The 14,863-nt window shown below is 49.8% G+C and carries 10 protein-coding genes and 1 pseudogene; 3 read left to right on the top strand and 8 right to left on the bottom strand.

Going from position 1 to position 14,863, the window contains the following annotated elements; translation table 11 throughout:
* Positions 1-130: 130 nt before the first annotated feature.
* Together I8U18_RS13900 and I8U18_RS13895 are read left to right on the top strand one after the other, a co-directional pair.
* Complete coding sequence (locus I8U18_RS13900; RefSeq protein ID WP_198064851.1) at positions 131-1,624, top strand: class I adenylate-forming enzyme family protein; 1,494 nt, start codon at positions 131-133, stop codon at positions 1,622-1,624.
* Positions 1,625-1,652: 28 nt separating this feature from the next.
* The gene (locus I8U18_RS13895; protein WP_198056335.1) at positions 1,653-3,368 is read left to right on the top strand and encodes an acyl-CoA dehydrogenase family protein; all 1,716 of its coding nucleotides are present in this window, start codon (positions 1,653-1,655) and stop codon (positions 3,366-3,368) included.
* A gap of 172 nt (positions 3,369-3,540) precedes the next feature.
* Here the strand turns inward: I8U18_RS13895 and I8U18_RS13890 are convergent, their stop codons facing one another.
* From I8U18_RS13890 to I8U18_RS13855, 8 genes and pseudogenes are all read right to left on the bottom strand, one after another.
* Complete coding sequence (locus I8U18_RS13890; RefSeq protein ID WP_232331052.1) at positions 3,541-4,140, bottom strand: class D sortase; 600 nt, start codon at positions 4,138-4,140, stop codon at positions 3,541-3,543.
* A 2-nt stretch (positions 4,141-4,142) separates the two neighbouring features.
* The gene (locus I8U18_RS13885; RefSeq protein WP_198064850.1) at positions 4,143-4,895 is read right to left on the bottom strand and encodes an LPXTG cell wall anchor domain-containing protein; all 753 of its coding nucleotides are present in this window, start codon (positions 4,893-4,895) and stop codon (positions 4,143-4,145) included.
* 113 nt (positions 4,896-5,008) lie between these two features.
* Positions 5,009-6,853 carry a tetratricopeptide repeat protein gene (locus I8U18_RS13880; RefSeq protein WP_198064849.1) on the bottom strand — a complete coding sequence of 615 codons (1,845 nt, stop codon included), beginning with the start codon at positions 6,851-6,853 and terminating at the stop codon, positions 5,009-5,011.
* 221 nt (positions 6,854-7,074) lie between these two features.
* Positions 7,075-8,229, bottom strand: a complete 1,155-nt coding sequence (locus I8U18_RS13875) for a mannitol-1-phosphate 5-dehydrogenase (protein WP_033101512.1) — start codon at positions 8,227-8,229, stop codon at positions 7,075-7,077.
* A 2-nt stretch (positions 8,230-8,231) separates the two neighbouring features.
* Entirely contained in the window at positions 8,232-8,663 is a 432-nt protein-coding gene (locus tag I8U18_RS13870; RefSeq protein ID WP_033101513.1) for a PTS mannitol transporter subunit IIA, read from the bottom strand.
* 5 nt (positions 8,664-8,668) lie between these two features.
* Positions 8,669-10,765, bottom strand: coding sequence for a BglG family transcription antiterminator (locus I8U18_RS13865; RefSeq protein WP_033101514.1), 2,097 nt, complete (start codon positions 10,763-10,765; stop codon positions 8,669-8,671).
* Positions 10,766-10,811: 46 nt separating this feature from the next.
* Complete coding sequence (locus I8U18_RS13860) at positions 10,812-12,251, bottom strand: PTS mannitol transporter subunit IIBC (protein WP_033101515.1); 1,440 nt, start codon at positions 12,249-12,251, stop codon at positions 10,812-10,814.
* A gap of 250 nt (positions 12,252-12,501) precedes the next feature.
* Positions 12,502-12,756, bottom strand: a pseudogene (locus I8U18_RS13855) (DeoR/GlpR family DNA-binding transcription regulator); the annotation flags it as partial.
* A 379-nt stretch (positions 12,757-13,135) separates the two neighbouring features.
* Between I8U18_RS13855 and I8U18_RS13850 the strand changes: the two are divergent.
* Positions 13,136-14,734 carry an APC family permease gene (locus tag I8U18_RS13850; RefSeq protein ID WP_198056341.1) on the top strand — a complete coding sequence of 533 codons (1,599 nt, stop codon included), beginning with the start codon at positions 13,136-13,138 and terminating at the stop codon, positions 14,732-14,734.
* Positions 14,735-14,863: the final 129 nt, after the last annotated feature.

Here is a 14,863-nt window from a genome sequence, read left to right as displayed (position 1 = left end):
AGCGTGAAACTGTTTATCCGAAGGGGATTTTTTTAATTCAATAATAATTGATATTAGCGGAAAATAAATAATTGATATACTATTATAATAGAAAAATGTCAAGGGATTGAGACAGGAGGAGAGCAGTGGAATGAGCCAACCTTCACCCACCATCCACGGATTGCTGGAGCGAAACGCCAGAAAAGATCCGGACAAGGAGGCATTTATCAGTGCCACCAACCGCCTCACTTATGCGCAGATGAACCGGATGGCCAACCGGGTTGCCCGCTTGCTTCAGGCCACAGGCGTTGGGGGTGGCGACCGGATGGCGATTCTCGTACGCAATAATGAGCATTTTTTCTACGCGTATTTTGCCCTGCTCAAAGCAGGATGCATCGCGATGCCGGTCAATGTTCGCCTAACGCCTGCCGAACTTGCCGTGATTTTGCGAAATTCCCGGGCGAAGGGGGTTGTTTTTTCCGAGGAGTTTGCCAAAACGGCTGAAGCGGTGCACGAACATTATCCGCTGTCACACCGGATTTGCATTGAGAAGGCAGCGGTTTCCGCCTCGTCCTTTGCAGCGGACGATCTGGATCTCCCGATTTCTTCCCGTGAGGTTTGCGAGATTCTTTTCACTTCGGGGACAACCGGTGTTCCGAAGGGGGTTTTGTTCAATCATGAACGGATTCTTGCCCTGGCTTCGGCGATTTCCATCGAATTTCAACTCACGCGGGATGACCGGCTTTTGACTCTGATGCCTCTGTCCCATTCCGCCCCGCTGAACTGTTTCTTCATGAGCGGGCTGTATTGCGGAGTCTCGCACGTGTTGGGAGATTTTTCGCCGCGATCATTCCTGAAGTGGATTCACGAAGAAAAAACCACGTTTACTTTTGCGGCTCCGGTCGCTTATTTGCTGGCGGCCAAAGAGCCTGACCTTCAACGGTTTGACCTGTCTGGCATGCGTGTCTTTGCCTATGGCGGAGGCCCGATGCCATTGGCTTCTTACCATCGGGTAAAGGAGGCGTTTCAAAACGGTAATTTCTATCAGGTGTACGGCCTGACAGAGGCGGGGCCCAACGGGTGTCTGTTGCGTCCGCATGAACATCAGACCAAAGCGGGGAGCATCGGCAAGTACCCGGTTGTCAATATGGAAATGCGTGTGGTGCGCGAAGATGGAAGCGATACCATACCGCACGAATACGGGGAAATCATCCTGAGAGGAGATAGCCTGATGCTCGGATACGACAACAACCCGCAGGCCACCGGTGAAGCGATTCGCGATGGTTGGCTTTATACCGGAGATATTGCTTGCCGTGATGAGGATGGCTACGTCTATATCGTTGACCGGAAAAAGGATGTGATCATCTCCGGCGGGGTTAATATTTATCCGCGGGAAGTGGAAGAAGTGCTGGCTCAGCATCCGGGAGTGCTCGAATCGTGCGTGGTCGGGGTTTCGCATGAAGAGTGGGGGGAAACCGTGAAGGCGGTGATCGTTCCCAAAGGCGAGGTAACGGAGGCGGAATTGCGGGAATTTGTAAGCACTCGTCTGGCCGATTACAAACGCCCCCGCATCTATTCGTTTGTAAAGGAACTGCCCCGCAATGCCAGTGGAAAGGTTCTCAAACAACAGGTCCGAAATCTGTAGGAGCAGGAGAAAAGGAGGAGAACACGGGATGATCAATTACGAAAAATGGGAAAGCGGCAATGATGTCAATTGGTATACGGACGATCCGATTCTCACGCGTTATGCGAAACGGTACCTGCCGAAAGGGGTTTACGAGTATGTGGAGCCCTCGTTTCAGCATACCGGGGGACTTGCGGCCGGAGTGATTGACCGGCGGGCAGTACATACGGATCGTGAAGGGGCACCCAGGCTGATCCGGTATAACCGGAAAGGGGAGGAAATAAACGAGGTCTGGTACAATGAAGGCTATTTGAAGACCGTTCAGGAAGGGTATGCCACCGGCGTGGTATCTTACCGTTATGACCGGAATGCCCCGGAAAAAATCCCGTTTTTGGTGAATTCCATTCTGATTTATTTGTTATCCGAAGCGGAGCCGGGATTTACCTGCCCGGTCGGCCTCACCCAGTCGGTCGCTTTTGTTCTGGAAAAATTCGGTTCAGACGAACAGAAAAAGAACATTTTGCCCCGCTTGGCTTCGACCGATCCAAAAACAATGGTTCAAGGCGGTACATTCCTGACGGAAATCCAGGGCGGGTCGGACGTGGGCGCAACGCAGACGGTGGCAGTCAAGAATGGGGACCATTATCTGCTGACGGGGGAAAAGTGGTTTGCCAGCAACTGCGATGCCGAAATTGCCATCACGCTCGCACGGGTGAATGACAAGCCTTCCACCAAGGGATTGGGGCTGTTTCTGTTGCCGAGGACGCTTCCCGACGGCAGCCGGAACCGTGTCTCGATCCGCAGGTTAAAGGACAAGCTGGGCGTGAGGGCAGTGGCCAGCGGTGAACTGATTTTAAACAACGCGGTCGGCTATCTCATCGGTGAAGAAGATCAAGGGTTTAAGTACATGGCAGAAGCACTGAACATGTCACGGCTCGGTACTGCATTTGCGGGGCTGGCCATCGCACGGAGGGCTTTTTTGGAGGCGGCCATTTACACCAGCCATCGTGAGGCATTCGGCAGCAAGATCAACCGCTTCCCCATGGTGCAGGAAACATTGGCTGACATGATCACGGAGATTGAAGCGGGATGGGCGGTTGTGGCGCAGATGGTTCACTGGTTTGACGTTATGCACACCTACAGAACGGGGACGGCGGAGGATTATAAACTGCTGCGCATCCTGCTCTCACTGGCGAAATACCGCTGCAGTGAGCTGGGAGTGTCAGCGGCGAAGCGTGCCCTCGAACTGCATGGAGGGAACGGATATATTGAAGAATACGTAACCCCCCGTTTGCTGCGCGATGCGGTTGTCAATCCGGTCTGGGAAGGAACAGCCAACATTCAGGCGCTCGAAGTGCTGAAAACCCTGGAAAAAGGAGGAGATGCTCCGTTCCTCCGCGATCTTCGCCGGACGTTGGAAAAAATCGAACATCCGCAACTGAAGGAACTGAAACAAACCTTTGCCGAAGCAGCCGGCCGCGTTGAGCACCTGATTACGCATGTCCTCTCCGGTGATGAGCAGACCCGGGCGGCGGTGGCGAAGAAACTGGCTGATGCGATGTACGATATATTCAGTGCGGTTCATCTCCTGGAGGAAGCCCAACACGATTTGCAGACGGATGGTGACGGCAGACGAATGCTGGCGGCACAACACTGGTCGCGGTTGAGCCTGCATCCCGACCGTGACCGGGATATTTTGGCGGGACGGGTGCTTTCCGACGAGGCTTTTCGGTCACTGGTGATGTTTGCAAAGTGGGATCGGTAGAATATCTTCGTTGATCAGGAACATAACGGAATAAAACCTGTAAGCCTGATCGAGTGAGAGGGTTTACAGGTTTCTTTATTTATTGAATCCAGGTATTTCCAAAGCGGTTGCCCATGATTTGCATAAAAAAACGGGCCGCAAGACCCGAATGAAGGAAGATGGGGAATGTCTTTTATTTCTGTTTGGTATCAATTTTAATTAATACGGCTTCAATAATATAACGTTTCGGTGCGCTTCCGATATAACCGAAAGGATAACAGGTTGTCAGTGTCAGTACCGGTGTCGGTTTGGAATCGAGTACCGAGATGTCCGTGGGCTTGGTGATCCACATTTTTGTCACCCTGTAGGTAAAGGTGCCGGCATCGGTTCTTACCACCAGCAGGTCGTTTTTTTTCACTTCGCCCAACCGGCGGAATACGGTGTCGCGATGTCCGGATAAGACGGAGTTGCCGGTGACGCCGGGAAGGGCGCTCCCGCGGAAGTGCCCCACCCCTTTTGCCAACTCATCTTCGTCTGTTCCTTCGATGATCGGCAAAATGGCACCGATGCGGGGAATCACCAACTGTCCCATCTCTTTGCCCACCTGCGGAACGGGATACGGCGCAATTCCTTTGGTTAACGCCGGATCGAGGGCATTGGTTCGGGGCGTGTATGCCAGAGCAGTTTTTGGATCATAAACGGCTACCTGGCTTTCCTTCCACCAATGGTATCCGCTCCAACCCACCAGCAAAAGACCTGCAACCATCAGTAAAAGCCCGAGTTTGCGTATCAAAGCTACTCAGCCTTTTTCAGACGGAACCGATACATCAGTGCACCGAAGACGAGCAGCAATCCACCTGCCAATGCCAGATTGGGGTATGGAGTTGACGTTTTTGGCAATTCTTTTGTTTCAGAAGGTGCCGCTTTATATAACTGGATTTCTTCTGGTTGCACCATGGTGGATGGATTGTAAGAAGGTTTTTCTACTTTTACAGGTTGCTCGGTGTCCTGTCCGCCATTACCCGGTTGATCTCCAGGCTGTTGATCTCCAGGCTGTTGATCTCCAGGAGGTTGGTCCCCGGGCGGCTGATCCCCAGGCGGCTGATCCCCAGGAGGTTGGTCCCCAGGAGGTTGGTCCCCAGGCGGCTGATCCCCAGGAGGTTGATCCCCGGGTGGCTGGTCCCCAGGAGGTTGGTCCCCGGGCGGTTGATCTCCAGGAGGTTGATCCCCGGGCGGATCGACGACAGGCGGATCAATCACGGGAGGATCGATTACAGGCGGGTCGATCACAGGAGGATCAATTACAGGCGGTTCCACAACAGGAGGTTCAACGACCGGAGGTTCATCTCCGGAAGGCTGGTCTCCGGAGGGTTGATCCCCAGGTAATTGAACGACGGATTGAACCGCGTCCGTTACACCTTTGACGCTCTCTTTTACTGTATCCGTTAGCGATTTTGAATTCGCGTTTTCGTTAGCGTCGAGTGGTGCGGCGTATGTAACGGGTAGGGAGACGAATAGAAAGGCTAATGTCAAAATTAACGTCCGCAATGGGATTTCACTCCCCATCTCATTGCAAATTTTGCCCATCTTCCCTATTTTTCTATAATATCATATCTCATTGAAATTGGAATATGTCGTCAAAAATATGTTAAAAGTTGCGGTTATTTTTTTTGAAATTGCGTGAGTGCCTGCTTATACAAAGGATTGTTCGCATCTAAGCGGGTTGCTTGCTGAAATTCGGCGATCGCCTCGTTTCTCTTGCCGGAGGAAGCAAGTACGACCCCGTATTGATAGTGATACAGTGCTTGCCGGTTATCCGTTTTCAGCGCCAGCTGGATGGCCTCAAGTGCCTGCGAAAGCTGGCCGGTGTAATAAAAAGCGACGGATGCATAATAATACTCACTCGCGTGCAGCACATGTTTTTTCAGCAGAGGACTAAAAATTTTGGCTGCTTCTTGCGCCCATTTCTGTTTTTGAGCTGTTCGCTCTTCCGCCAAAAGCGATGGATCTTCATTCACCAGATCGCGTTCTTTCAAGTACAGGATGGCGAGCATCGTCTGGTAACGGACATTTTGCCGATCCATGCTGATTGCGGTTTTGGCTGATTTGACGGCCTCGTCGATTTGCCCCAGGCGATACTGATATATGGAAAGATCATAATAATAATAGGACTGGTTCTTATCCAAAGAAATCGCTTTTTTCATTAACTCCACGGCGTCAGTGTATTTACCCTGCGCACTGAGAATTTTCGCTTCATGATGATAATAGCTGGATCGGGATGGATTCAGATGAACCGCTTTTTCACTGGCTGCCTTGGCCGTCGCGTAATCTTTGGCGTAATAGGCCTGCATGGCCAAACCATCTTGTATGGCCGGATTTTCGGGGAAGCGTTTGACCGCTTGTTTCATGATCTGAACCCCGTTTTTATAGTCTTGGCGGAGCTGGTACAGTTTGGCCAGATGAAGGTAGTATTTTTCTTTGCTCGGATCAGCTGCCAATGCTTTCTTGCCCAGATCCAGCGCACGGTCATATTGTTTGTCCTGATAGGCCGTCTGGGATTGGTCATACCAGTCAGCGGCTTGCTTCGCCTGATAAGGATCAACTGTTGTAGTGGGGGTATCCGATATCCACTCGGCGATTCCCCATCCCGCAACTGACAGCAGTATGTAGATACCCAGTGCGATTCCGATCCAACGAGCGGCTTTGCGTTTCCACCAGGGGAGCGGGACAGGCTGTGTGGTGATCCCGGTTTTCTTCGTTTGGGTGACAATCTTCGGTTTCTCTTCACTCAGATTTACAAGTGACTGTTCCGTCTTTTGCAATGAGGCCAATAGGTCATTCCAACTCACGGCGGATGCAGGCTGCCACGCTTGCCGGAGGAAAGGTTTCCAAGCAGAAGTTACTGCCGGCTCGTCCAGAAAAGAACGGAGGTTTTCATGGGACACGTCGATTGGCGTGCGTTGCCCTGTCAGCAGGGAATAGGCAAGCAGACCGACACGGGGCCCCTCGTTTTCAGGAGAAAGAGGTGCTTCTGACAGCCAGGACGGCCCGCCGTGCAAAAAACGCACCTGTCCGTCTTTGTGCTGAAAAATGTTTTCAGCATGGAGCAAAGTCCATTCGTGATGTTGTTCGGCCTGCATCAAAGCGTGAATCACCTGCTGCAAAAGATGGACAATTTGCTTTTCCGGCAGACGATGGTCGGGCAGCAACCGGTGTGCAAGCCAGTTTTCCGGCAATTGGCGGTAAACCCAGTATAATGTCTCATTTTCCACAAATACCGCTTCTGCTGGTACAAAACGTGCTTCATCCCGTTGCAACAGCGTTTCCGGCGGCAGATCCGGCGGCAGGGTAACGCCTTGGACAGCCAGAAGAAAGCGGGTTGCTGTCCCGGTGTCATTCTCGCCGGAGTGCATCCGGGTGAAGTACATCGTTCCCTGATGAAGGGGAAATGTTTGCAACACTTCATATGTATCGCGAATCCATTTGCCCTTGCGTGCATTGCTCATCAGTCAATACTCCTTTATTTATCTTGTTTGGTATCTCTCATTTTACCATGCCTTGAGGCGGGAATATATCGGAAATCAAGGATGTTTTCCGGCTTTGAAACAGTTTTATGACTTATTATTCGGGATATTTTCGATAATCACAGACCAAGCATCATGACAGATGAGGAGTGCAGCACAAATTTAAAAAAAAGAGAGGCGCGAATCGCCTCTCACACGAAAGATTAGTTTTTACGGGCCTTCAGATCATCCAGTTTTTCCAAAATCAGCGGGAATAAAGGGGAATCCGGTTTGATTTTGGTATAGAGTTGAACGGTTTCAGCAAGCCCTTTTTCCTTGATGTCTTTCTGGATTTGAACGGCTTCCTCATCCCCCGCGTAATCAAACAGAAATGCGGAAGCAATGCCGATACACAGGTTTTCGGGAATGATTCCATAGTTTAAGGATTGTACGGCCGGACCGACCAAGCGGTCATCAGGGCCGAGTTTTCTTATGGGTGACCGGCCGATTCTTGTCACTTGATCAGCAAGATGGGGATTGGAGAAGCGATCCAGGATCTTGTTTCGATACTGCTCCTGTTGTTCCGGCTGAAAGGAATGTTTGGCAACGAGCAGGCGGCTTGTTTCTGCCATCGCCTGTTCGGTTACTTGCCGGATGTAAGGATCTTGCAATCCCTCCGCAATGGTCTGATAACCAAAATGATAGCTGAGATAAGCTGCGGTGGCGTGACCGGTATTAACCGTGTACAGCTTGCGTTCGATATAAGGCTGCAGATCATCGACATAAGTGATTCCTTTGATATCCGGGATTTCCCCGACAATTGCCGAGCGGTCAACCACCCATTCGTAAAAAGGTTCAACCGTGACAAGAAGTTTGTCTTCGTGCTTTTGCAATGGAACAATCCGGTCCACTGCGGCATTTGGAAAGCCGACCAGTTCATCTGCTTTTTTCCGATCCGCTTCGCTTAAATGATGGTAGACAGCTTCTTTTAAAAGGGAACTTCCGCCGACCATATTTTCACAGGCGATCAGATTGAGCGGTTGAGCATTTTTTTTGAACCGCTCGCTCAGTCCTTCCGCGATGGTTGGAGCAATCCGTTGCAAAACATTGGGGCCGACGGCGGTGGTGATCAGGTTGGCATCGAGCATTTCTGTTACGACGGTATGGAGATCCCGGCTGTTGATGGCCCGGACTCCCTTTACCCGGATCTGTTGGCGGGTGTGGTCGGCCATTTCGACGATATATTCCCGCCTGCGATTGATTTCATCCACCAATTCCTGAACCACATCCGCAAAACAAACTTCATATCCGGAGTGGTTCAGCAACAAGCCGATAAAGCCCCGGCCGATATTTCCGGCACCGAAGTGCAATGCCTTCATTTTTAGATTCCCCCTTCCACAAGGGCGAGCAACTCATCGGCAGAATCAGCCTGAACCATTTTCTTTACATTTTCTTCTTCAGAAAAGAGGATGGCGAGGTTGGAGAGAATCTCCAGATGCTCGTCGCCGACAGCGGCAATGCCGATCACCAAATAAGCGGTATTGCCGTTGCCAAAATCGACTCCGTCCGGAATTTGAACGATGGAGATTCCGGTTGAACGAATCCATTTTTTGGAATCATTTGTGCCGTGCGGAATGGCAACGCCGTTGCCGAGATAAGTAGTGACTGCTTCCTCGCGCTCTATCATTTTCTCAATATATTCTGGTGTTACATGATTTCCTTGAACTAACAATTGTCCGGCGCATTCAATTGCTTCTTTCTTCGAATTTACTTTTTGGTTGATAAGAATTTTATCTTTGGATAAAATGCTCATTCTGCTCACTCCCGGGTGTTGATTTTTTTCAGAGAAAATGGGGTTAACTTTTCGACGAAATATTGCCGGATGAGGTCCTGATCATGGGTTTCAAGAAGTTTTACCGTTTCCGGCTCCATTAACAATGCGCTGATCTCACTCAGCACCTCTACTGCTTCACGGGAAATGGAAACAGGGCTTAACATGAAAAGAAGTTTATCAATTTCCACCATCCCTTCATCCATCGCTTTGATCAGGAATGGCCGGCTGAGTGGATAGAGGGAAAAAGAGATCCGAATTACCTGGTCGCTGCGGCAATGGAAAAAGCCCAGTTTGGCATCGGGAATTCCCAAACCGCCCAATTTCTCCCGTTCGAGCAGCTGACGGACGATTGGTTCACTCTGTTTGATGATTCCTTTGCTTTTCAGTGTTTCGGCTGCCTGAAGGAGGATCTCTTCCAAGCTCATCCCATGATTTTCGATTTCCATCACATGAAATTGCTTCAACAAATCAATCACATGCCCAAGTGTCGAGTGGACGGATTCCAGTTGGTCCAATTGATTGTTTTTTGGTGTATGACCGATTTTTTTTGCAATCGATGCAGGTTTGTATCGATGTAAAAAGGCATGGATTTTTTCAATTTCCTCTTTTGTCAGCATCGGGCTTACCCTGATGTATTCCTCAGGGCTTTTGGATGGAATCGGGATTGTCGAGAGAATAAAGTCGTATTCTTTTTCATCGATCTTGTTGATTTCAAACACCGAAACATTTCGCAGCACCTGGATTTCCGGAATGGCGCTTTTCAGGCGGCTCGCCAGCATTTTTGCCGATCCGATCCCGCTCGAGCATACGATCAGGACGCGAAAGCGTTTTTTGGCCCGCATTGTTTTTTCCAATGAGGACCCGATATGCATGACGAGATAACCGATTTCTTCTTCGGGTACATGCAGGCGGGGGAATGCTGCCCTCGCCGCCTGCTGTACGATCTGAAATAAGTCCGGGTAATCTTCTTTGATTTTGCCAAGCAGCGGATTCCGGATTTTCATGTTTCCCTTCATTCTGTGAAGAGCCGGTTCCAAATGGGTGATCAAGCCTTTGAGCAGCGAACGGTCTTCGCTGAGCATGACCCCCAGTTTTTCCTCGCAAAAGTGAATCAGCTTTTTGGCAGTGGCCGTCAATTCCGCATTGCTTTCTTCCGGCAGGCCGGTCTGTGCAAGCCTCAGCTTGGCTCCTCTTAAGTGCATGGTGACATACCCGATTTCGTCTTTGGGAAAAGGAAGGGCAAAATGTGATTCCAATTGTGCGACGATCTGTTCCGCGATCCGAAACTCCGGTGTACTTTCCAGTTTCTTTAAATAAAGCGGGTCGATATCGATCTTTTCTCCCTTCGCAATCCGTTCAATCACCAAAGAAAGATGGATGACCAGCCCGATAAAGGCACTGTCCGCCAGAGGATGAGGAAGCTGTTCGTTCACATCCTGCAAGGCGTTTTCAATCGCCAACAGTTTTTCTTTAGGGATGAGATTGAGCAATCTCTCTGCCGCAGTATCGATGTTCTTAAGAGCCTTGTTTTGGATATTCTCCTTCAACAAACCGATCAGTTGCGATTCTTTCAGATTCTCGAAGATCAGTGCGCTGATCGCTTTTCTCTTCTGCGCTTCGGTTCCCGCGATCTCCACACCGTATCCGCGGCGACGGATCAGTTGAAGGTGAAACCGCTTGATCCAATCGCTCAATTGGTCAAGATCATGACTGATCGTTGCAGGTGTCACCTTCAGGTCATAGGCGAGCGAGATGATTTTCAGCGGTTCCGTCGCTTCCAACAACGTGCACAGGATAATCGTTTTTCTTTCATCCGGCGTGTATTCCGTAGGATCCGCCTGGAATAACATTTCTTTCAGTTCGTTCAGTTTCTTTTGCGATCCTTGAATGGAAAGCCCCGTTCCGGCTTTTTTTCTGAGAGTCAGTTCGTATTTTTTCAGTAACTTTTCGATCTCTTTCAATTCCCGGTGAATGGTGCGGGAACTGACCTGGATTTCTTCTGCTATTTTACCGATAGTGCTTTCTTCGTCATCTCTCAACAGAATTTCAAGAATATGACGCTGTCTTGATGAAATGTGCATTATTGGCTTACCTCAGACTTTCCGAAAGAGCTGAACACCTGAAGGATCACGAGTGTTTATTTTCATTTTGCTCTTTCAGCCGTTGAGTCAATTCGTCATATCTGGGGCTGTTCAAGAAATTATCGACCGAGATGTGCTCCGCATCGGGTAATTTAGTTTTTGCGCGATCGGTCAGCGTTTTTTGCGTCACTACGATATCCGCATCTTCGGGCAGATCATTGATGGCGGTATTGGTTACTTCGACGTCAATACCGGCATCTTTGAATTTTTTCCGCAAGATGGAAGCGCCCATGGCACTGGAACCCATTCCTGCATCACAAGCGAAGACCACTTTTTTAACGGATGCCGCTTTTGTTTGTGGCGCAATGGCCTGATTCATTACGCTGCTTTTCTTTCCTTTCATCTCCTGTACCTTATCGGCAGCTTTTGCCAAATCATCGTCATCTGCTGCCGAGGTTTTCAGGAATACAGCGGAGATCAGGAAAGATACCACCGTACTGACGACAATCCCGGCCAGTACGGGCAGAAGGCCGCCTTTGGGAGCCATTGCGATCAGCGCAAAGATACTTCCCGGCGATGGAACTGCCACCAGACCTGCATGCAGGATTTGGAAGGTGAATACACCGCTCATTCCCCCCGCGATCACGGCCAGAACCAAACGGGGTTTCATGAGGATATACGGGAAATAGATTTCGTGAATTCCTCCCAGGAAATGAATGATGGCTGCACCGGGGGCTGATTGTTTGGCGGTTCCACGGCCAAACAGCCAGTAGCCCAGCAGAATGCCCAGCCCGGGACCCGGATTTGGTTCCAGAAGGAAAAAGATGGATTTGCCGGCGGCTGATGCTTCCTTGAATCCCAAGGGGCTCAGGACGCCGTGGTTAATTGCATTGTTGAGGAACAGCACTTTGGCCGGTTCAATCACAATGCTGGCCAGCGGGAGCAGTCCGGCATGCACAATCCATTCCACACCGGAAGCCAAAGCCTGGGTTAAGGCAGCGACGATGGGTCCGATGGCGATAAAACCCAAAATGGTCAAAATCGCACCGACAATACCCGCGGAAAAGTTATTGACGAGCATTTCAAAACCCGTGGGAATTTTTCCTTTGAAAAGCCGGTCAACCAGTTTGATCACGAGACCGCCCAGAGGGCCCATGATCATCGCGCCTAAAAACATGGGAATATCTGTAGCAATAATAATTCCCATTGTGGCCAGGGCTCCGATCACTCCGCCACGCACATCGTAAACCATCTTGCCCCCGGTGTATCCGATGAGAAGGGGCAACAAGTATTTGATGATCGGATCAACCAGTTCAGCCAACTTTTCATTGGGGAACCAGCCTGTCGGAATAAATAATGCCGTAATCAAGCCCCAAGCGATAAATGCCCCGATATTCGGCATCACCATGCCGCTTAAAAATCTCCCCAATTTCTGGATGCGAACGCGGAGATTCAGATCATTTTCCTGTTTAAGCGACTCATCCATGATCGATATCCTCCCTCTCTGTTAAATTTTTAAAAAGATGATAAGATCCGTTAACTCCATAGTAAAAAGAGATGGTTTTCGATTCAACAAAATGAAAATATAGTTTCGTCACAATGGATGTTGACAAAATTAAAATAGACCATGCTTGAAGTTCAGACAAAAGCACGCGAAGCGTTTTTTTAGCAATGAAAAAAAGTTGCCAGCATCGTGATCGCCGGCAACTTCGCAGAGGGGGAAAAGCGTTTTGACATCAGTCGGATTGGTCGGCGGCAACAAGGCGGATCTGATGTTGTTCGGCATAATCCCAACACGCTTTGCCTGAAGCGGTATCGGTGATAATACAATCGATCTCATCCAGACTGCAATAAGTGATCAATGCGTATTTGCCGAATGTATGATGGTCAATCAATAAATGGATTTCCGGTCTTCTTGTCACGATGGCTTTTTTACTTTCCCTTTCGAGCGGAGGGGAATGGGTTATCCCTTTTGTGATTGAGACTCCGGCCGAGCCATAAACGCTTGGTTTATATTATAGGATGTCAATAAATCCATGTTTTTAAAACGGATAAATGCGTTGGTTTCACGGTCGAGTACGCCCCCCGATGGCAAGGAGATTCAGATTTTGATCAGGGAAAGCGTTGACGATCAAATCGAGACTATCCTTCATAATGGTCGCATGTTTCGTTTGCAAGTACCCGGCTGTTTCCAATGAATTCGGATGAGGCGGACACCTGAAATTAAAATAATAATATTCTATTATTTATGTATTAACTAAACTATTTGATTTATTAGAAATATATATTATAATAAAATAGATTTATATATATACAAAAGTCCCAAGCGATGTCGGTTTATTTGCAAGAATATTCGAAAGGAGAGGCGGTATGGAAGGATCTTTTAAAAAGAAGTTAAATCTGATCGATTTGACGTTTTTGGGTCTTGGTTCCATTATCGGCTCCGGCTGGCTGCTGGCATCGATGAACGGAGCCAAGTATGCCGGCTCAATCGCATGGGTGGCCTGGATTGGCGGGGCCATCGCGGTCTTATTAATCGGTTTGGTGTACGGTGAGCTGGCTGCAGCGTTGCCGCGCGCGGGGGGATTTGTGAGGTACCCGGAGTATACGCATGGTTCGCTGGTCGGTTTTTTGTCGGGGACGGCTTCATTGCTAGCGTATTCCAGTGTGGCCGGAATTGAAGTTGAGGCGGTTGTCAGCCATGCCTCCTTTTACTGGCCGGCCCTGATGGACAATGCGGGTCCGTCGATCCTGGGGCGTGTGATTGAAATTTTGCTTCTTCTTCTGTTTTTCCTGTTAAACTATTGGAGCGTCAATGTGTTTGGCAAGATTAACACCATTATCACCTTTTTTAAATTTGTGGTTCCGTCTGTGACAATCATCACCTTGTTCTTCTTCTTCAAGGGAGGAAACTTCGCGACTGTTGGCGCGGTTCCGGGTGGTGCGGAAGGCGTGTTCAAGGCCATTGCCGGCGGAGGGATCGTTTTCGCGTTTCTTGGGTTCCGTCAGGCGGTCGACTTTGGGGCCGAAGCGAAGAATCCGCAACGGGATATTCCGCGAGCCATCATTTTGGCTGTCACACTCGGTACGATCGTCTATATCCTGCTGCAAGTGACGTTTCTCGGCGCTGTCCCGAGTGAAGCGCTGACACAGGGTTGGGGGCATATTGCCGACTTTATGCCGAAATCGGCAAACTACCCGTTTGTCTGGATTGCCGGTTCACTCGGTCTGACCTGGCTGTCGACGCTGCTGCTGATTGACGCCGTAATATCGCCTGCCGGCACGGGTAACATCTATCTGTCGGGGACTGGTCGCGTCCTTTATGCGTGGGCCAAAAACCGCCATTTCTATTCTTGGTTTGCGAAGATTGATCCTCGTACGGGTGTTCCGCGGGCAGCCCTTTGGCTCAGTTTCCTGCTGGCGATTGCCTGGATTTTGCCCCCCAGCACGGACACTTGGTCAAAACTGGTTGACGCGGTTACATCGGCCACCGTTATGACATACATGATCGGCCCCATTTCCATGACTTCGATGCGCAGAACAATGCCAAACATGAAACGCCCGTTTTTCTTGAAAGGGGGAGCGATTTTAAGTCCGTTGGCTTTTATTGCGGCCACCTGCATTATCTACTGGGCGGGCTGGACGACTGACAGCATGTTGATCGGAATCACGCTCGGTTCATTGATTTTGTACTTTGCCTTTATCGACAAGGACGAATCCACCCGAGCCAGTCTGAAGCAGGCCTGGAAGTCGGGTGCGTGGCTGATCGTCTACTATATCTTTATCCTGGTGATGTCGTACATCGGTTCATTCGGTCCGATGAAATCCCCGTTGATCCCGGGCGAGTGGGATACGCTGATCGTTGTCATCGGGGCAATAATCCTGTTTTACTGGGGCGTCAACTCGGCTCTGCCGAAACCGTCGTTTGAGACGGACACGGAGGGCGAAGCACCCCCGAAATTTGAGTAAACTCATCCGTTCATTTTCTCGCAACTGCAATGAGTGGCTGAGGAACTCTTGGGCTTGTCGGCAAAAATGCTTGTTAACACTTGTCGACAAGCTTCTTTTGTTTTTCTGCCAGGGTGTCGCTGGCCGAGT

It is taken from the genome of Thermoactinomyces sp. CICC 10522 (genome assembly GCF_016055075.1).
Lineage (GTDB): Bacteria > Bacillota > Bacilli > Thermoactinomycetales > Thermoactinomycetaceae > Thermoactinomyces_A > Thermoactinomyces_A daqus.
This window is presented reverse-complemented; position numbering and strand designations above follow the sequence as displayed.

Bases quoted from the DNA above. Each gene is read 5' to 3' on its own strand.
- I8U18_RS13875 (WP_033101512.1), bottom strand. From the start codon at position 8,229: ATGAAGGCATTGCACTTCGGTGCCGGAAATATCGGCCGGGGCTTTATC.
- I8U18_RS13860 (WP_033101515.1), bottom strand. From the start codon at position 12,251: ATGGATGAGTCGCTTAAACAGGAAAATGATCTGAATCTCCGCGTTCGC.
- I8U18_RS13900 (WP_198064851.1), top strand. From the start codon at position 131: ATGAGCCAACCTTCACCCACCATCCACGGATTGCTGGAGCGAAACGCC.
- I8U18_RS13880 (WP_198064849.1), bottom strand. From the start codon at position 6,853: ATGAGCAATGCACGCAAGGGCAAATGGATTCGCGATACATATGAAGTG.
- I8U18_RS13870 (WP_033101513.1), bottom strand. From the start codon at position 8,663: ATGAGCATTTTATCCAAAGATAAAATTCTTATCAACCAAAAAGTAAAT.
- I8U18_RS13850 (WP_198056341.1), top strand. From the start codon at position 13,136: ATGGAAGGATCTTTTAAAAAGAAGTTAAATCTGATCGATTTGACGTTT.
- I8U18_RS13895 (WP_198056335.1), top strand. From the start codon at position 1,653: ATGATCAATTACGAAAAATGGGAAAGCGGCAATGATGTCAATTGGTAT.
- I8U18_RS13865 (WP_033101514.1), bottom strand. From the start codon at position 10,765: ATGCACATTTCATCAAGACAGCGTCATATTCTTGAAATTCTGTTGAGA.